Source organism: Pigmentiphaga humi, assembly GCF_900606115.1.
GTDB classification, from domain to species: Bacteria; Pseudomonadota; Gammaproteobacteria; order Burkholderiales; family Burkholderiaceae_B; genus Pigmentiphaga; species Pigmentiphaga humi.
This window is the reverse complement of sequence record NZ_UWPJ01000008.1, coordinates 1-16,708: the sequence shown is the minus strand read 5'-3', so window position 1 is coordinate 16,708 and position 16,708 is coordinate 1. Positions and strand designations below refer to the sequence as shown.

The 16,708-nt window shown below is 69.4% G+C and carries 17 protein-coding genes and 3 tRNA genes; 6 read left to right on the top strand and 14 right to left on the bottom strand.

Features of this window, described 5'->3' with window-relative positions; all coding sequences use genetic code 11:
• Positions 1–46: 46 nt before the first annotated feature.
• On the bottom strand, positions 47–1,669 hold the full coding sequence (gene mdlC / locus PIGHUM_RS03760) for a benzoylformate decarboxylase (protein WP_124077918.1): 1,623 nt from the start codon (positions 1,667–1,669) through the stop codon (positions 47–49).
• A gap of 85 nt (positions 1,670–1,754) precedes the next feature.
• Here mdlC and PIGHUM_RS03755 point away from each other — a divergent pair, with 85 nt between their 5' ends.
• A complete protein-coding gene (locus PIGHUM_RS03755; RefSeq protein ID WP_124077917.1) occupies positions 1,755–2,693 on the top strand; it encodes a LysR family transcriptional regulator in 939 nt (312 codons plus the stop codon).
• Positions 2,694–2,753: 60 nt separating this feature from the next.
• On the opposite strand, the gene PIGHUM_RS03750 is transcribed toward PIGHUM_RS03755, so the two are convergent.
• From PIGHUM_RS03750 to gspG, 12 genes are all read right to left on the bottom strand, one after another.
• Positions 2,754–3,251, bottom strand: a complete 498-nt coding sequence (locus PIGHUM_RS03750) for a glutathione peroxidase (RefSeq protein ID WP_124077916.1) — start codon at positions 3,249–3,251, stop codon at positions 2,754–2,756.
• Between the two features lie 13 nt (positions 3,252–3,264).
• The gene (gene gspF, locus PIGHUM_RS03745) at positions 3,265–4,479 is read right to left on the bottom strand and encodes a type II secretion system inner membrane protein GspF (RefSeq protein WP_124077915.1); all 1,215 of its coding nucleotides are present in this window, start codon (positions 4,477–4,479) and stop codon (positions 3,265–3,267) included.
• A gap of 179 nt (positions 4,480–4,658) precedes the next feature.
• Positions 4,659–6,083 carry a type II secretion system ATPase GspE gene (gene gspE / locus PIGHUM_RS03740; RefSeq protein WP_124077914.1) on the bottom strand — a complete coding sequence of 475 codons (1,425 nt, stop codon included), beginning with the start codon at positions 6,081–6,083 and terminating at the stop codon, positions 4,659–4,661.
• Between the two features lie 10 nt (positions 6,084–6,093).
• A complete protein-coding gene (gene gspD, locus PIGHUM_RS03735; RefSeq protein ID WP_246012889.1) occupies positions 6,094–8,583 on the bottom strand; it encodes a type II secretion system secretin GspD in 2,490 nt (829 codons plus the stop codon).
• A 4-nt stretch (positions 8,584–8,587) separates the two neighbouring features.
• On the bottom strand, positions 8,588–9,331 hold the full coding sequence (gene gspN / locus PIGHUM_RS03730) for a type II secretion system protein N (RefSeq protein WP_160142144.1): 744 nt from the start codon (positions 9,329–9,331) through the stop codon (positions 8,588–8,590).
• The gene (gspM, locus tag PIGHUM_RS03725) at positions 9,331–9,900 is read right to left on the bottom strand and encodes a type II secretion system protein GspM (RefSeq protein WP_160142143.1); all 570 of its coding nucleotides are present in this window, start codon (positions 9,898–9,900) and stop codon (positions 9,331–9,333) included. Before gspM ends, gspN begins: the two co-directional genes overlap by 1 nt.
• The gene (gene gspL / locus PIGHUM_RS03720) at positions 9,897–11,282 is read right to left on the bottom strand and encodes a type II secretion system protein GspL (RefSeq protein WP_160142142.1); all 1,386 of its coding nucleotides are present in this window, start codon (positions 11,280–11,282) and stop codon (positions 9,897–9,899) included. The genes gspM and gspL overlap by 4 nt, the downstream gene beginning before the upstream one ends.
• Complete coding sequence (gene gspK / locus PIGHUM_RS03715) at positions 11,279–12,235, bottom strand: type II secretion system minor pseudopilin GspK (protein ID WP_124077910.1); 957 nt, start codon at positions 12,233–12,235, stop codon at positions 11,279–11,281. The genes gspL and gspK overlap by 4 nt, the downstream gene beginning before the upstream one ends.
• Positions 12,232–12,933, bottom strand: a complete 702-nt coding sequence (locus PIGHUM_RS03710) for a PulJ/GspJ family protein (protein WP_124077909.1) — start codon at positions 12,931–12,933, stop codon at positions 12,232–12,234. The genes gspK and PIGHUM_RS03710 overlap by 4 nt, the downstream gene beginning before the upstream one ends.
• Positions 12,930–13,301: a type II secretion system minor pseudopilin GspI gene (gspI, locus tag PIGHUM_RS03705; protein WP_124077908.1), complete on the bottom strand. Its 372-nt coding sequence runs from the start codon at positions 13,299–13,301 to the stop codon at positions 12,930–12,932. Before gspI ends, PIGHUM_RS03710 begins: the two co-directional genes overlap by 4 nt.
• Positions 13,288–13,818: a prepilin-type N-terminal cleavage/methylation domain-containing protein gene (locus tag PIGHUM_RS24315; protein WP_124077907.1), complete on the bottom strand. Its 531-nt coding sequence runs from the start codon at positions 13,816–13,818 to the stop codon at positions 13,288–13,290. Before PIGHUM_RS24315 ends, gspI begins: the two co-directional genes overlap by 14 nt.
• Positions 13,790–14,233 (bottom strand): type II secretion system major pseudopilin GspG, encoded by a 444-nt coding sequence (gene gspG, locus PIGHUM_RS03695; RefSeq protein WP_281279046.1) that lies wholly within the window; start codon positions 14,231–14,233, stop codon positions 13,790–13,792. Before gspG ends, PIGHUM_RS24315 begins: the two co-directional genes overlap by 29 nt.
• 153 nt (positions 14,234–14,386) lie before the next feature.
• On the opposite strand from gspG, the gene PIGHUM_RS03690 reads away from it, so the two are divergent.
• Complete coding sequence (locus PIGHUM_RS03690) at positions 14,387–14,812, top strand: hypothetical protein (RefSeq protein ID WP_124077905.1); 426 nt, start codon at positions 14,387–14,389, stop codon at positions 14,810–14,812.
• 2 nt (positions 14,813–14,814) lie between these two features.
• On the opposite strand, the gene hppD is transcribed toward PIGHUM_RS03690, so the two are convergent.
• Entirely contained in the window at positions 14,815–15,933 is a 1,119-nt protein-coding gene (hppD, locus tag PIGHUM_RS03685) for a 4-hydroxyphenylpyruvate dioxygenase (RefSeq protein WP_124077904.1), read from the bottom strand.
• A 194-nt stretch (positions 15,934–16,127) separates the two neighbouring features.
• Here hppD and PIGHUM_RS03680 point away from each other — a divergent pair.
• From PIGHUM_RS03680 to PIGHUM_RS03665, 4 genes are all read left to right on the top strand, one after another.
• Positions 16,128–16,214: transfer RNA gene (locus PIGHUM_RS03680), tRNA-Tyr, on the top strand.
• Positions 16,215–16,342: 128 nt separating this feature from the next.
• Positions 16,343–16,416 (top strand) — tRNA-Gly (locus PIGHUM_RS03675).
• Positions 16,417–16,487: 71 nt separating this feature from the next.
• Positions 16,488–16,562 (top strand) — tRNA-Thr (locus tag PIGHUM_RS03670).
• Positions 16,563–16,610: 48 nt separating this feature from the next.
• On the top strand, positions 16,611–16,708 hold a 98-nt coding region (locus PIGHUM_RS03665; protein WP_033453371.1), incomplete at its 3' end, for a GTP-binding protein.

Here is a 16,708-nt window from a genome sequence, read left to right as displayed (position 1 = left end):
CCCGTCCGTATGACGGGCTTCGTTGCTACTGAGATTGCCGGCCGCATCAAGCGATTTCGATCTCGACCAGCACGGGGGCGGCCGATTCCAGCGCATGCGCCAGCGCCGGCGCCAGTTGTTCGGCCCGTTCCACGCGGAGCCCTTGCACGCCCTGCGCCGCGGCCAGGCCGATGAAGTCGAGGGCGGGCAGCGCGGTGCCCGGCACGGCTTCCCGCTCCCGGTAGCCGAACAGCCGCGCGAATTCATGCAGCGCCGCATAGCGGCGGTTCTTGAGGATCACGACGGCGATCGGCAGCGCCATCTGCGCGGCGCTCCACAAGGCCTGGATGGCGTACATGGCCGAACCGTCGCCGATCAGCGCGATCACTTTCGCGCCGGGCTTGCCCATGGCCACGCCCACGGCGGCGGGCAGGCCGTAGCCCAGTCCGCCGCTGCACATGGTGTAGAAGGTTTCCGAGGCGTACATGGGCAGGTGCCGGTGCATGACGGGACGGGCGCTCGGCGCCTCCTCGACGACGATGCTGTCGCGTCTGCGCACGTCGTCCAGCGTCTGCAGGACCCAGTCCACCGGCAGGCGCTCGCCGGCCGGCGGCACCGGCACGCGGGCGCCCCGGGCGTGCAGGGCCGGAGCAGGGCGCGGCGCAGGCGGGGCGCGGTCGAGCAGGTCGAGCAGTCCGAGTCGGATGCTGCCGGTCGCCGCCATGCCCGCCGGCGTCCACGCCGCGACCTGCGGGTCGTCGGTCAATTGCACCAGCGCGGCGCCCGGCGGCAGGTGCGGGCCCTGCCCCTCGACGTGATAGGTGAAGGCCGGCGCGCCCAGCGCGAAGACCAGGTCGTGGCCATCCAGCAGCGCGACGATGCGCTCGCGGATAGGCGGCAGGAAGCCGCCCCACAGCGGATGGTCCTCGGGGAAGCTGCACCGGCCGGACATCGGCGCGACATAGACCCGGGCGTTGTGCCGCTCGGCCAGTTGCACCGCTTCATCCCAGGCGCCGTCGCGGTCGACCGCGGCGCCCACCACGATGGCGGGGCGGCGCGCCGCATCGAGCGCAGCGCCGATGCGGCCGAGCAGGTCCGGATCCGGCCGCAGGTGCCGGGCAACCTGCCGCGCCGGCACCGCCTCGGTCCGGACCTCCCAGTCGTCCGACGGAACCGAGACCAGGACCGGGCCGCGCGGCGGCGTCATGGCGATGTAGTACGCGCGCGCGATGGCCAGCGGCACGTCCTCGGCGCGCGCCGGCTCGACGCTCCATTTCACGTAGGGCCGGGGCAGCTCCGCGGCCTGCGTCGAACCGAGGAAAGGATCGAAGGACAGCAGCGAGCGCGCCTGTTGGCCGGCGGTGATCACCAGCGGCGTGCGGTTGCGATAGGCGGTAAAAATATTGCCCATGGCATGGCCGACGCCGGCCGCCGAATGCAGGTTGATGAAAGCGGCGTTGCGGGTCGCCTGGGCATAGCCGTCAGCCATCCCCACCACCACGCATTCCTGCAGACCCAGCACGTACCGGAAATCGTCGGGGAAGTCGCGGAACATCGGCAGCTCCGTCGAGCCGGGGTTGCCGAAGATGGAGGTCATGCCGAATTCGCGCAACAGTTGGAATACGGCCTCCCGGACCGTCGTGGTGTGCGGGGCGCCGTGCGCGGCGGGGGGTCGAACAACTGGATTCATCGGTTCTCCTTGCCAGGGCGGCATAGTCTGGCGGAGGCAACCCTATCCAGCAATAATATGAATCGTATAAATCGATATTAGAAAAATGGATAACAGCCAGATAGACATGAACCTGCTGCGGCTGTTCGAGGCCGTCTACAGGCTGGGCAGCGTCAGCCGCGCCGCCGAAGCGCTGGGCCTGTCCCAGCCGGCCGCGAGCCAGGGGCTGGCGCGGCTGCGGCACGCCGTCGGCGATGCCTTGTTCGTGCGGTCAGGCACCGGCATGCGGCCGACCCTGCGCGCCGAGCAGTTGGCTGGCGCCATCCAGCCCGCCTTGTCGGCGATTCAAAGCGCACTGGCAGTCAAAGATGAGTTCGATCCGCTGCAATCGCGTATTACCGTGCGCCTGCACCTGAGCGATATCGGCGAGGCGCGTCTGCTGCCCGATCTGGTGGCGACCCTGCACCGCGAGGCGCCCGGCATGCGTCTCCATACCGAGCCGCTGCCGCACGAGGAAATCGCCGACGCGCTGGCCACCGGCAAAATCCATTTCGCGCTGGGTTTCCTGCCTTCCGTGACCGAGACCGAGCGCGTGGAACTGCTGCGCGACCGCTATGCAGTGGTGGTGCGCGCCGGCCATCCCCTGCTCGCCCAGGGCACGCGGATCGCGGCGATCCAGGACCTGAAGCGGCTCGAATACGTCGCGGTGCGCTCGCATTCCGAGACCTTGCGCATCCTGGGTCAACTGGGCCTGGACTCGCGGCTGGCGCTGACGTCCGCGCATTTCCTGGCGCTGCCCGCCATCATCGTCAAGACCGACTTCGCCGTGGTGATGCCGCACGCAATCGCGCAGCGCTTCATGGACGCGCGCCGCTACGCGCTGCTGTCCACGTCGCTGCCCAACAGCAGGTTCACCGTTTCCATGCACTGGAACCGCCGCTTCGACAACGATCCGGCACATCGCTGGATGAGGCAGTTGTTCGTCTCGCTGTTCCGCAATGGCGCGCGTCCGGGCCGGGCCGCGCAGGGCCGCCGTGCGAAATAAGCCAATCCGGCGCGCGCAGCGGACGGCTGGCGTCCTGCGCAAGTCCGCAGGGGCGGGCGTTCAGCCGCCGGGCTGGGCGTCCAGCGCGGCCTCGATCGCCGGCGCCAGCGACTCGGGCTTGTCGGTGGGTGCATACCGGCCGATGGGCTGCCCGTCGCGGCCGATCAGGAACTTGGTGAAGTTCCACTTGATGCCTTCGGTTCCCAGCACGCCGGGCTTGGCGCTCTTGAGCCAGCGGTAGAGCGGGTGCGCCCCGTCGCCATTGACCTCGATCTTGGCGAACATGGGGAAGGTGACGTCGTAGTTGAGCTTGCAGAAGCTGCGGATCGCCTCGTTGCTGCCGGGCTCCTGGTGGCCGAACTGGTCGCAGGGAAAGCCCAGCACCGCGAGGCCGCGCTCGCGGTAGCTGCGATACAGCGCTTCCAGGCCGGCGTACTGCGGGGTGAAGCCGCATTGCGAGGCGACGTTGACGATCAGCAATACCTGGCCGCGGTAGGTGTCCAGTGGAAGGTCGCGGCCCTCGATGTCGGTGGCGGAAAAATCGTACACGGTAGTCATGGCCGCTCCTGGTTCAACGGACGAGCTGGTTGATTTCGATGATGGGCATCAGCACCGCCAGCACGATCAGCAGCACGAAGCCGCCCATCAGCAGGATCATCAGCGGTTCCAGCAGGGCCGTCAACGCCATGGCGCGGCGCTCCACTTCGCGCGACAGCGTCTGCGAGGCACGCTCGAGCAGTTCGGGCAGCGTGCCGGTCTTCTCGCCGCTGGCTATCAGGTGCACCAGCAGGGGCGGGAAGGTTTTCTGCACCTGCAGCGCCGATGCCAGCGAAACCCCTTCACGTACGCGCGAGGTGGCATCGTCCACGCTGGCGCGCAGCCGGTCGTTGCCCAGCGTCTGCCGCGCGGCGTCGAGCGCGCGCAGCAGCGGCACGCCGCTGCCGGTCAGGATCGCCAGGGTCGAGGCGAAGCGGGCGGCGTCCAGGCCGAGGATGAAGCGGCCGGCCAGCGGCATCTTCAGCAGCCGGCTGTGCCAGGCGAGCCGGGGCGCGGGCGAGCGCAGCAGCATGCGCCAGCCGGTCAAGGCGAGCGCCAGCGCCAGGCCGACCAGCCATCCCCACGAGCGCACGAAATCGCTCAGGTTCAGCATGACGCGGGTCAGCATGGGCAGTTCCTGGCGCGCCTGCGAGAACGCGCTGACCACCTGGGGCACGACGTAGCCGAGCAGGAAGATCACGATGCCGATGGAGACCAGCGCCACCACGGCAGGGTAGATGAAGGCGGTGAGCACCTTGGTGCGCAGGGCGTTGCGTTCCTCGATGTAGTCGGCGAGCTTTTCCATCACGTGGGCCAGGTCGCCGGATTCTTCGCCCGCCGCCACCAGCGCGCGATAGATTTCGGGAAAGTCGCGCGGCCGCGTGGCCAGCGCGTCGGCCAGCCGGTGGCCGGCGCGCACGTCGGCGCGGATCGCGGTCATGACCTCGGTGACGTGCTTTTTCTCGGCCTGCTCCGCCGTGGCGGTCAGCGCCGCATCCAGCGGCAGGCGCGCCGCCAGCAGGCTGGCGAGCTGGCGCGTGGCCCAGGCCAGCTCGGAGTCTGACATCCGCGCTCCCAGCCAGCCACGTCCCCCGCTGCCGCTGCGCTGCGCGCCGGCCTCCTCCACCGCCAGCGGCGTCAGCCCGCGCGCCCGCAACTGCGCCCGCGCCGCGCGCGGACTGTCCGCATCGATCAGCCCCCGGTCCAGCTTGCCGACTGCGTCGGCGGCTTCAAAACGATACGAAGGCATTTTTTAGTCAATCCATCCAGAAAACGCATGCGTGAAACACACTGCAAAGCCGTACCGTATCTAACCCATCACCTCAACCCACGCTGCCGCCCCTAGACCGTGGGCACAGCGGATCCGGCTTTGCCGGTCCGCCAGTGCCGCCCCCTGGGGGGCGCGCGTAAGCGCGTAGGGGGGGCTGGCTACACATCCCTCGTTACGCGTATCACTTCTTCGGGCGAGGTGATGCCGCCGGCTATCCAGCGCTCGCCGTCCTGGCGCATCGTCCGCATGCCGTCCGCCATGGCGGCGTTGCGCAGCTCCTGCTCGCCGACGCCGGTATGGATCAGCTGCCGCTGGGTGTCGTCCACCGTGTAGAGCTCGTGGATGCCGGTGCGGCCGAGGTAGCCGGTATGGCTGCACGTGGCGCAGCCTACCGGCCGGTAGACCGTGCTGCCGTCGGGCTCGGCGTGGGCCTGCTTGCAATCCGGGCACAGCCGCCGCACCAGGCGCTGCGCCAGCACGCCCAGCAGCGAGGACGACAGCAGGAAGGGCTCCACGCCCATGTCGGTCAGGCGCGTGACCGCCGACACCGAGTCGTTGGTGTGCAGCGTGGCCAGCACCAGGTGGCCGGTAAGCGAGGCCTGCACCGCGATCTGCGCCGTCTCCAGGTCGCGGATCTCGCCGATCATGATGACGTCCGGATCCTGGCGCAGGATGGCGCGCAGGGCCAGGGCGAAGCTCATGCTGATCTTGGCGTTGACCTGGGTCTGGCTGATGCCGGGCAGGTCGTATTCGATCGGGTCCTCGACCGTGAGGATGTTGGTGGTGGAGGCGTCCAGCCGCCCCAGCGCGGCGTACAGCGTGGTGGTCTTGCCGCTGCCGGTGGGGCCGGTGACCAGCACGATGCCGTGCGGCTGGTGGATCAGCCGGTCGAGCTGCTGCAGCAGGCCGGCGTCCATGCCCAGGCGCGACAATTCCAGGCGGCCCGCTTCCTTGTCGAGCAGGCGCAGCACGGCGCGTTCACCGTGGCCGGTGGGCAGGGTCGAGACGCGCACGTCGATCGGCCGCCCGCCCACGCGCAGTGCGATGCGGCCGTCCTGCGGCAGGCGCTTTTCCGAGATGTCGAGATTGGCCATGATCTTGATGCGCGAGATCAGCGCGGCATGCAGCGCCTTGCGCGGGCTGACCACGTCGCGCAGCGTGCCGTCCACGCGGTAGCGCACGACCGAATGGGTCTCGAAGGGCTCGATGTGGATGTCGCTGGCGCCGTCGCGCGCGGCCTGCGTGAACAGCGCATTGATCATGCGGATCACCGGCGCGTCGTCCTGGGTCTCGAGCAGGTCCTCGACTTCCGGGATGTCCTGCATCAGCCGCGCCAGGTCGATCTCGTTCTCGGCCGCGCCCACTACCGCCGCGGCATCGCCGGTATCGGCATACGCCGCGGTGAGCCGCGTCTCCAGGTCGGCATCCGGCACCCGGCTGATGCGCACCGCGCCGTGCCGCCGCTGGATCTCCGCGATCGCCCACGCCGGCGTGCGCGGACTCACCGTCAGCAAATTGCCTTCAGGCCGCAGATTCAACAGCGCCCGCTGCGCACGCGCCCACGAATAAGGCAATGGATTCATATGCGGGACCTCATCGGCTCACGATCTCGGCGGCGTAACCGAGGTTGCGCAGCGCGGCCAGCGTGGCGTCTATGGTCACGCGGTCGCGCGCCACGCGCATGCGCACGTCCCAGCGCTCGCCGGTGTCGTGGACCACGTAGGCGCTCATGCCGGTATCCGCCACCCGGCGCGCCGCCAGCTGCGCTTCGCTTTCGGACGGCGCGCCGAACACCTGGAGCACGATGATCGGATCGGTGGACTGCAGCGCCGCGACGTCGCGCGGAATGGTGGAGGACGGGACGATGCCGGCGCCGGCATCGCCGTTGGGGATGGGATCGCCCACGCCGGGCACGCGCGGCGGCAGCTGCGGCGCCTGCATGTCGGGCAGCAGCCAGTGCGACGCCGGCTGCGACTGGGCCTGCTGCGCGCGCATGTATTCGTAGCGATCGACCATCAGATTGCTTTGCGAGGCGCCGTCGCGCACCACGTAGGGCCGCAGGAACACCATCAGGTTGGTCTTGGTGCGCTTGCGGTTGTCGTAGCGGAAGAGGTTGCCCAGCACGGGAATATCGCCCAGGCCGGGGACTTTCTCCACGCTGCCCGTCACCTGGTCCTGGATCAGGCCGCCGATGACGATGATCTGGCCGTCGTCGACCAGGACGTTGGATTCGATCGCGCGCTTGTTGGTGATCAGGCCGGCGCTATTGGACTTGCTTTCGTCCACGCTGCTGACCTCCTGGTAGATCGTCATCTTGACCGTGCCGCCCTCGGACACCTGCGGCTTGACCTTGAGCGTCAGGCCCACGTCCTTGCGCTCGACGGTCTGAAACGGGCTGACGGTGGAGGTGCTGCCGGTCTGCGCGTACTGGCCGGTGATGAAGGGCACGTTCTGGCCGATGATGATGCTGGCCTGCTCGTTGTCCAGCGTCAGCAGGTTGGGCGTGGACAGGATGTTGCCGCCGGCCTGGGTCTCGAGCGCGCGGGCGAGGAAGCCGAGGTTGGTGATCTGCCCGATGCCGGGGATGGTGACCGAGCCCTTGGCGATGCCTATGGTCAGGCCGTTGCCGACCGAGCCGATGTTCTGCGCGGTGCCGATGATGTTGGAGCCGGTGCCGCCGAAGCTGGTGCCGCCGACCACCGAGGTGCCGCTGCCGCTCAGGCTGCCCAGGCCCGTGAGCCACTGGATGCCGAATTCGGCCGCGGTCTCGGCGTTGACTTCGACGATCAGGCTTTCGACGAAGATCTGCGCGCGCCGCACGTCGAGCTGGTCGATGATCTCGCGCAGGCTGCGGTACAGCGGCTCGGGCGCGGTGATGATCAAGGTGTTGGTGGTGGCGTCGGCCTGCACCGTCGCGCCGCCGCCGCTGAAGGCGGTCGAGCCTGTCTGCGTGGTCGAGCCCAGCGTGCCGGAGGTGCCGCCCAGGCCGGTGCCGCTGCCCCCCAGCGCGCCGCTGGTGCCCGACAGCGATCCGGAGGTGCTGCCCGTCGTGCTGCTCCCCAGGCCGCCGGTGGTGCTGCCGCCCAGGCCGGACGCGCCGCTCAATCCGCCCAGGCTATTGCTGCCCGAGGCCAGGGAGCCGCCGGACTGGCCGGTGAGCACGCCGCGCAGCACCTCGGCCAGCTTGACCGCTTCGGCGTTGCGCAGATAGACGACGTGCATGTTGCTGGCGCGCGCCGAGGGATTGTCGAGGCGCGCGATCAGGTCGCGCGCCAGCTTGGTGCGGGCGGGGCTGCTGGCGCGCAGCAGCACGCTGTTGGTGCGCGGGTCCGCCACGGCGGTAATGCGCTGGGTGGCGTCGCCGCTGGTGCCCTGGTCGAGCAGCCGGGTGACCAGGATCGCGATATCGGAGGCGATGCCGTGCTTGATCTCGATCAGGTCGGTGGCGATGGCCGACGGCGTATCGACGTTGGCGATGACGTTGGCGATGCGCTGCAGGTTGTCGGCGTAGTCGGTGATGACCAGCGTGTTGTTGCCCGGGTAGGCATTGATGGGATTGTTCGGCGCGATCATGGGCCGCAGCACCGGCACCAGGTTGTTCGCGCTTTCGTAGTTGAGCTTGAACACGCGCGTGATGAGCTGGCCGCTGTTGGCGCCGCCGCTGGTGACCGGGCTGCCTTGCAGCTTGGCGTCGGCCTCGGGCACGACCTTGCTGACGCCGTCCACTTCCACCACCGAGAAGCCCTGCATGCGCAAGGCGCCCAGCAGCATGCGGTAGGCGGTATCGCGGTTGACCGGGTTTTCCGATACCAGGGTCAACTGGCCTTTCACGCGCGGATCCACCAGGAAAGTCTTGCCGGTGAACTGTCCCAGCGCGCGCACCACCGATTCGAGCTCGGTGTTGACGAAGTTGAGCACCACGCCGTCGGCGGGCGCCGAGCTGGCCGCGCCGGCCTGGGCCGCCGCGCCGCCCGGCGTGACGGCCAATGCCAGCATGGCCGAGGAAACCGCCGCCGCCAGCGTCCGGGCAAGCAGGGGTCTGGCCGGGCGGGGTCGGGAGAAGGCTGGGGTGAACGTAGGCATGGTGTTATCGGCCGATTTTCAAAATGGAGTCGTTGCCCGAGCGGCGGCCCAGGGCGGACAGAGTGCTTTGCAGCGCTGCGCGGGCTTCCGGCGACGCCTGGGGCGAGGGACGGGCCACGCCGTTGAAAGAGAATCCGGCACGGGCCGTCCAGCGGCCCGTGCCCTCGACGGCGAGCGGTCCGGAGACGGTGGATATGGCGACTGCCAAGGCCTGGCCGGATTCGCCGTTGAGCTTGAGCCGGTAATGGCCGATGGGCCGCAGCAGCGACAGCGCGGTGGAGGCGTCGCGCCATTCGGCCGTGAGCAGCTCGCCTTGCGGGATGCTGCCGTTGAGCCGCAGCGCGGGCCAGGTCAGGCTGAGATCGCCGGCGGGGCGCAGCGTGTTGAATGGCGCGCCGAACTGGACCAGCGCTTCGGCCGGGAGCTTCAGCGTCTGGCCGGACAGCAGGAAGCCGTTGGTCTGCAGCCGCAGGTCGAGCGGGCCGCCCAGCCAGGCGTGGCGGATTTCCATGCGCGGGCCGTCGCGCCAGGCCGCCGCCCATGACACCGGCGTGGGCAGGGTGGTGCGCATTTCGGGAAAACCGACCGCGAGCAGGGCGGTGCCGCGCCAGAGCGTGCCGGAAGCGTCCACCACCGCGACCGGCCATTGCGCGGGCAGCAGCGCGATCAGCCAGCGGGCCGGCAGAACGGCCAGCGCGCTGGCCAGGGCCACCACGGCGCAGAGCAGGATCTTGAGCCAGGTACGCATCAGCGGCCCTGCCCGGGTGCGGCCGACGTGAAGACCATGGCGCCGGACACTTTGCCCGTCATCAGCCTGCCGTTCTCGGCGGTCGGCCGTTCGAACTCGGCTTCGGCCAGTTGCAGCCGGGTCTGGGAGGGAACCGAGGCGAGCCATTGCAGCAGCCCGGGCGCCGAAACCTGATCGACGGTGACCTGCAAGGCGCCATCGGCGCCGCCGGCCGGCGCGGTTTCGCCGGCGATGCCCGCGCGCTGCAGGCTGTCGGCCAAGGCCTGGCGCGTTTCCTCCGGCGTCATCCTGCCGCTGGTGGCGCGCTGCAGGCTGCGGGCCTCGGCGGTGAGCGCATCGACGCGGGCAGCCTGGGCGCGCAATGTCGGCAGTTGCTCCTGCAGGCGTGCATGGCGTGTCCAGGCCGGTTCCACGAATATGAGGAACACCAGCGCGGCGCCGGCGACCAGCCCCCCCGCCGATAGGAGGCGGCGTTCGCGCGGGGCCAGCCGCGCCCAGTGGCGCGCCGCGTCGGCGCGCAGGCGCGCCAGGGCTGGCGGCAAGGTCGGATTGAAGGCAGGCAGGTTCATCGTCTGGATTGATCTGGTTGGATACGTACGCCGGCGGCGGGCGCCGGGCGCATGCCGCCGTCCTTGCCGGCATCGCCGCCAGGACGGATGACCCATTCGCCTTCATCGCGCGTCACGCCCAGCCCCAGGCTGGCGGCGCGCTGCAGGATAGCGGGATCGATTTCCATCCGTGTGACGGCCGCGGGAGCAGGTCCGGCCGGGGCGGTGTTCTCGCGCCGCGGCAGGAAGCGGCGCGGGCGTTGCGAGGTGGCCGGCTCGGGCGCCGCGGCCGGCGCGTTCGTGGCGACCATGCCGATGGCGTCGTCGGCCAGCCGCAACCGCAGTTCGCCGGTCGCGTAGCGCAGTTCTTTCAGATTGTTGGAGGCTTCGGGCAGCAACTGGGCGGCGGCCAGGGCCAGGGGCAGGAAGTCGGTGGTCCCGAATTCGCCGCCCGCCGCGCGCAGCGCGTCGCGCCGCTGTTCGGCCTGGCGCACCGGGTCGAGCACCACGGGCAGGTCGGGAAAAGCCGCCTTGACCTGGGCCGTCATGCGCTGGCGCAGCGCGGTTTCTTCGCGCCCGAGCTGCCACGCGTGGACGTTCAGGCCCAGCAGCCAGACCGCCGCGGCGCCGGCCGCCCATGCGATGGGCCCGCGCCACGGCGAGCGGCCGCGCCGGTGCGGCTGCAGCGCCGGCAGGGCCAGCGACCAGCCGGGCGCGGGCCCTTGCCAGCGTGCCTCGGCGGGCAGGGCCCGCAATGCCGTGCCGGCGAGTTCGGGCCGGCCCGCCGGAGGCGGATCGATCCAGTCCAGCCGGGCGGGGCTGCCCTGTTCGAGCGCCGGCTGCAGCGCGGCCAGCGCCGGGTCGTCGCCCGTCGTGGCGAGCGGATCGATGGCCCACACTTCGCCGCTTTGCGGGCCGGTGCGGACGACGACGTGATCGGCGCGTACCAGGACGGTCCAGCCGTCGCTGGCGACGGGCAGCGCGAGCGGCGCAGGCAGGACGGCATCGGCGGGCAGGCCGCATTCGGCCAGCAGCCGCAGCGCGCGCGCGAGCGCCTCTCGGGCGGCCCAGGCGACGGGCACCGAGCCGTCGGCGGCGCGGGCGCCATGGGCGACGGCGAGCGCGTCGATCTCGCCCAGCAGCAGCGGCTCGACGGCTCCCTCGACCGCCGCGGCGAGCCGATGGCCGGGCAGGGGAGGCAGCGTAACGGCGGCCACCACGCTGTCGGCGGGATGCAGGATGGCTTCGATGCGGCCGGCGGGTACGGCGGAAGCGAGCTCGGACAGCGGCAGTTCGCCGGCGCGCTGCACGGCCTGCTGCCGGTCCAGCACGGCGAAGGCCACCCTGGATCCGGCATGCAGCGTAGGCAGCGCGGGCAGTTCGAGCCGCAAAGTCGTTTTCAATTGATTTCCCTCTTCCAGACCACGGCCGGCGAATTGGCATTGGCTCGCGACACCAGCGAACGCATGGTGACCACCGCCCGCTCCAGCGTCACGGTGCCCGAAACCATAAACCATTTGCTGACCGTGACGATCTGCGCGTCGGTGATAGTAATGTCCGGATTCGCCAGGCGGTTGGCGAAGTCCGCGCGATCGTTGAAATACGTGCCCGCGTCGCGCTGTGTGGTGATGGCGCGGGCCTGCGCCAGCGACAGGCCCGCGACCACCGCTGCGAGCACCTCTGCCGGCGCCGTGTTGGCATTGACCGCCGAGACTTCCGGCAGGACGGTAACGTACGGCCGCAGCGTCTCGACGGTCTTGTCGTCGATGTCGGTCATCCCCTCCAGGTCGTCGACCGAACGGATCATCGGCGCGGTGGCGGCGCGCGTCACCGCCGTGTTCTGGCTGCCGTCGCCGGCGGCTTCGGTCACGGCCTGGGCGCTGGCCACGCGCAGCGCGATGCGCGGCGCGATGCCGCCGGGCAGGCCCAGCATGGCGCAGAGCCGGTCGAGCACGGCCACTTCCAGGGGCAGGGGGATGCCCGCCTTGGCGAGATTGCGCAGGTTGTACTTGCCCTGTTCGTCTTCGATGCGGCCCGAGAACAAGGCCGTCCGGTCGTCGCCGGCGCGGGTGATGCGGGTATCGGCCACCGGCGTCGCCCACAGCCCGCTCAGCCGGGTCGTGCTGTTGGTGCGGGCGTCCTCGCGCAGCACCAGGCGCGCCCAGTCCAGGCCGCCTTGCAGCAGCCAGCGCGCCTGGATGCGCGCCTGCTCGTTTTCGACGGCGCGCACCGCCGTGGCCTGGCGCTGGAATAGCCCGGTGACCAGCACCGCGACGGCGGCGACGATCAGCAGCGCGCTGACCACGGCCATGCCGCGCTGCGAGCCTTGCCGCGGGGAAAGGCGTGCGGGCCTCATTCGAGCGTCACCACGCGCCGATAGCGCTCGACTCCGGCAGGGGTGAGCCGCTCGGCCGATATTTCCAGGCCGGTGAAGGCGGTGCCGGTGGCGGGGAACGGGGTGTTGATCCAGCCTTGTCCGGGAACCCATGCGCGCAGCGCGAATCGCGTGACGCCCGGCAGGATGGCCGCGCCGTTGCCGGCCGCAGGCAGCGGATACTGCCGGGCCGCCGCGCCGGCCGCCCGCCGGAGCACCGTGCCGTCGAGGAACCACACCACGCGCTGCCAGGCCGCCGGATCCGCGGCGTCGCTGCGGATGATCTCCAGCGTGGCGGAGGCGTCCGGGGTGTCCTTGACGGCCACGCGCAGGCTTTTGGGCAGCGTCGTCACGATCGAGGTCTTGCCCGTGTCCGTGCCCGTTTCCTGGCCGGCAGCGGCCGTGCCGTCGTCCAGGAGGGCGTCCGGCGCACGCAGCGCCAGGTCGCGCTCGACCTGCCCGAGCATGCGGACGATGCTCTCGACTTCGTCGGCATCGGCGCTCAGCCTGTGCTGCATCGCGCTGACGTTGCTCAGGCCGCGCCACGAGATGATGGCCACCACCGCCATCAGCGCGATCGCGACCATGACTTCGATCAGCGTGAAGCCTGCTTGCGCGCGCTTTTGCCCCCCCGGGGGGCAGCGACCCCGCGTAGCGGGCGGAGCGTGGGGGCCATTCACGGCAAGGCGCTCAAGAAGCCGTTGATCTGCGCCAGCGTCACATTGGCATCGCCGTCCGGGTGGACGCGGATCATGACCTGGCGGATGTTGGCGTTGTCCGAATTGGTGAACACGCGTTCGCATTGCATGGCCTGGCCGCCTTGCGGGCACGCGGCCACCTGCCGTCCGGGACTGGGCATGAGCCGCGCCAGGCGCAGTTCCGCCAACTGGTTCTCGGCTTCGACCAGTGCCAGGGACTTGGCGCGCAGCGCCGCATTGTTCTGCGCGATCATGCCGACCGCACGCACCGACGCGGCCAGCGCGACGCCGACGATGGCCAGCGCGACCAGCACCTCGACCAGGGTGAACCCGGCTTCATTGGACCGCATAGCGTCCCGCCTCGTCGCGCACGATGGTTACGATCGCATCGGCGCTGCGCAGCCTGACCACGAGCGGAGGGGGAATCCACTCGGACGTGAAGACCGGCGGGCCTGGCGGGTCCGCCTGGACCGCGACCGGTCCGTCGCTCCAGGCGCGCGGGCGCAGCAGCTCGTCCCGGCCGAAAGCGTCCCAGCCCGAGGCCGAGGTGCCGGTCGAGAGCGCGCCGCTGGGCGTCAGGACGCGCGGACGACGGACGAAGCGGTAGCCTTCCTGGTCGGCTTCCCAGAGAATGCGCCGGCCATCCGCGCGCACCTCGCCCTGCGCCACGGCGAACAGCTGGGCCAGGCGTTCCGCGTCCTGGAGCAGCAGCTTGCGGCGGTCGGGGAAGGCACGGATCGTGACGGCGGCCGCGGCGATCCCTATGATCACCACCACCACCATCAGCTCGATCAAGGTGAAACCGCGGGCGTGCCGGGCGTTGCCGGGCTGGCGGAACTCAGAGGTCCCAGGAACCGACGTCGGCATTGGCATTCTCGCCGCCGGCCTGGCCATCGGCGCCTAGCGAGAATACGTCGATGTCGGTGCCGTGGACTCCGGGGTTCAGGTATTGGTACGGGTTGCCCCACGGGTCTGCGGGGAGCTTGTCGAGATATTGTTTCCAGTTGGCCGGCGCCTGGCCGGTGGCCGGACGCTCCACCAGGGCGCGCAAGCCTTGTTCGGTCGTGGGATAGCGGCCGTTGTCCAGCCGGTAGAGCTTGAGGGCCTGCATGATGCCGGAAACGTCCTGGCGCGCCGCGACGGCGCGGGCCTGGTCGGGGCGGTCGAGCACCCGAGGGACGACCAGCGCGGCCAGGATGCCCAGGATGACCACCACCACCATGATCTCGATCAGCGTAAAGCCGGATTGGCGCTGGCGTCGGATAGAGCGTGACTGTGTCACAGCGTAAACTCCATGTCGTTGTCTTACGGCGTCTATTATCACCGTATTACGTCTCAATTCATCAAGCGGGGGGTGCAGCCGTATCTCCCCTTGTGCGATCATGGTTTTTTTCCGGGCGCGAAACGCCGTTGCCGCGCCCGTCTGGAGTCCTCGATGCGGGTATCGCTCAGTCTTCCCTCGACGGCCGCCTGGCTGGCCATGCTGGCGTTCGCCGCCGGTGTCGGCGTGTGGGGAGCCATCCTGTTCGCGCCCTCGCCGCTGCCGCCTCCGCCGGCCGTCGTAGGCGGCGGCGCCCTGCGTACCGATACCGCATCCGTCGCGCGCTGGTTCGGCACCGGCGCCGGGGCGCGCATCCAGGTGACGGTGGCCGGGCTGATCGCCGCCGGACCGCGCGGCTCGGCCGTGCTGGCCATCGACGGCCGCCCGCCGCGCGCCTACGCGGTGGGCAGCACGCTGGCCGATGGCGTGACCCTGGCCGAGGTCAGGGGCGGCGGCATCGTGCTGGACCAGGGCGGCGAGCGGGTCGAGGTGGCGGCCGCCAAGCTGCCGCCGGCCGAGGGCATACGCATCGTGAAGTAGCCTCAGCGCTGGGGAGCCAGGACGCCGCGGCGCATCTGGTCCAGCTCGATGGATTCGAACAGCGCCTTGAAGTTGCCCTCGCCGAAGCCTTCGTCGCCCTTGCGCTGGATGATTTCGAAAAAGATCGGACCGATCACGGTCTGGGTGAAGATCTGCAGCAGCAATCCGCCGCCCGGGGCGCCGTCCAGCAGGATGCGGTTCTTCGCCAGCCGCGGCGCGTCCTCGCCATGGCCGGGCAGCCGCTCGTCCAGCAATTCGTAGTAGGTGTCGGGCGTGTCCAGGAATGCGACGCCCGCATGCCGCAGCGCCTCGACCGTGGCGTAGATGTCGCCGGTGCCCAATGCAATGTGCTGGATGCCTTCGCCATGGTAGAGGTCGAGGTATTCCTGGATCTGGCCTTTTTCGCCCTTGCCTTCCTCGTTGATGGGAATGCGTATGCGCCCGCACGGCGAGGTCATGGCCTTGGATTTCACCCCCGTGACCTGGCCTTCGATGTCGAAATAGCGGATTTCGCGGAAATTGAACAGGCGCTCGTAGAACTCCGCCCACTCGGCCATGCGGCCGCGATGCACGTTGTGGGTCAGGTGATCGATCAGGGTCAGGCCCGCCCCGGCGTGGCGGACGTCCGCGCTGGCGTTGGCGGGGTCGATGGGCTCGAAATCCACGTCGTAGATGTCGATGTCGCCGATGCCGCCCGTCTGGCCGTTCTTGCCGCGCCAGCGGTCGACGAAATAGATCAGCGAGTCGCCGATGCCCTTGATGGCCGGGATATTCAGCTCCATCGGACCGCTGCGGCCGTCGAAGCCCCAGGCGCCCAGCTCCAGCGCGCGGCGGTAGGCCGCCGCCGCGTCCTGCACGCGGAACGCGATGGCGCAGATGGAAGGGCCGTGCAGCCGGGCGAAGCGCTGCGCGAAGGAGTCGGGCTCGGCGTTGACGATGAAATTGATGCCGCCCTGCCGGTAGAGCAGCACGTTCTTGTGGCGGTGGCGCGCAATGGCCTTGAAGCCCAGGCTTTCGAACACCCGGCCCAGCGCCGCGGGGTCGGGAGCGGCGTATTCGACGAATTCGAAGCCTGCGGTGCCCATCGGGTTGTCCCAGGGCTGGAATGGGATGGCGGTCATGGCTTTCTCCGTGCGGCGCGGCGCGCGTAAGCGCGTACGGGGGCTTTGGCAAGAGGGGCGAGCTTCAGCTATAGTAGCGAACTGCCCAGGAGGCGGAGATCGAATTTTCCGAGGGATCTCGGGAAGTGGGAAGTGAAAGAAAAGCTTGGGTTGACACCGGCTTTTAAGTCCTTCATAATCTTTCGTTCCCCGGCGGAGGGGTGCCCGAGTGGTTAAAGGGGGCAGACTGTAAATCTGTTGGCCTTGCGCCTACATTGGTTCGAATCCAATCCCCTCCACCAATAGCTTTTGCGGTTCGGCAGTGTGTGACCAGTTGCTTTGTGCGGCTGGTCAAAATTTTGGCCGGAGCGCAGCGGTGGGGTCCGCCGAGGCTGCTTCTGGCAGTGTAGCGGCAAAGCAGTAACGGCAGGCGGGTGTAGCTCAATGGTAGAGCAGAAGCCTTCCAAGCTTACGACGAGGGTTCGATTCCCTTCACCCGCTCCAACGAGGTCGTCGCAGGCGCCCGGACATCCGGTGAGTGGCCGGAGGTCTCGGTAGGTTGCAGTACAGAATTCGCCCATGTGGCTCAGTGGTAGAGCACTCCCTTGGTAAGGGAGAGGTCACGCGTTCGATCCGCGTCATGGGCACCACTTTTCTTCGTTCCAGTTATAGCAGGCATCCAGAGGCGGGAGTCAGCCATGGCAAAAGGCAAGTTTGAGCGTACGAAGCCGCACGTAAACGTGGGCACGATCGGTCACGTTGACCACGGCAAGACGACGCTGACGGCGGCGATCAC

Coding starts and splice junctions, on each gene's coding strand:
- mdlC (WP_124077918.1), bottom strand. CDS start 1,669: ATGAATCCAGTTGTTCGACCCCCCGCCGCGCACGGCGCCCCGCACACC.
- PIGHUM_RS03755 (WP_124077917.1), top strand. CDS start 1,755: ATGGATAACAGCCAGATAGACATGAACCTGCTGCGGCTGTTCGAGGCC.
- PIGHUM_RS03750 (WP_124077916.1), bottom strand. CDS start 3,251: ATGACTACCGTGTACGATTTTTCCGCCACCGACATCGAGGGCCGCGAC.
- gspF (WP_124077915.1), bottom strand. CDS start 4,479: ATGCCTTCGTATCGTTTTGAAGCCGCCGACGCAGTCGGCAAGCTGGAC.
- gspE (WP_124077914.1), bottom strand. CDS start 6,083: ATGAATCCATTGCCTTATTCGTGGGCGCGTGCGCAGCGGGCGCTGTTG.
- gspD (WP_246012889.1), bottom strand. CDS start 8,583: ATGCCTACGTTCACCCCAGCCTTCTCCCGACCCCGCCCGGCCAGACCC.
- gspN (WP_160142144.1), bottom strand. CDS start 9,331: ATGCGTACCTGGCTCAAGATCCTGCTCTGCGCCGTGGTGGCCCTGGCC.
- gspM (WP_160142143.1), bottom strand. CDS start 9,900: ATGAACCTGCCTGCCTTCAATCCGACCTTGCCGCCAGCCCTGGCGCGC.
- gspK (WP_124077910.1), bottom strand. CDS start 12,235: ATGAGGCCCGCACGCCTTTCCCCGCGGCAAGGCTCGCAGCGCGGCATG.
- gspI (WP_124077908.1), bottom strand. CDS start 13,301: ATGCGGTCCAATGAAGCCGGGTTCACCCTGGTCGAGGTGCTGGTCGCG.
- PIGHUM_RS24315 (WP_124077907.1), bottom strand. CDS start 13,818: ATGCCGACGTCGGTTCCTGGGACCTCTGAGTTCCGCCAGCCCGGCAAC.
- PIGHUM_RS03690 (WP_124077905.1), top strand. CDS start 14,387: ATGCGGGTATCGCTCAGTCTTCCCTCGACGGCCGCCTGGCTGGCCATG.
- hppD (WP_124077904.1), bottom strand. CDS start 15,933: ATGACCGCCATCCCATTCCAGCCCTGGGACAACCCGATGGGCACCGCA.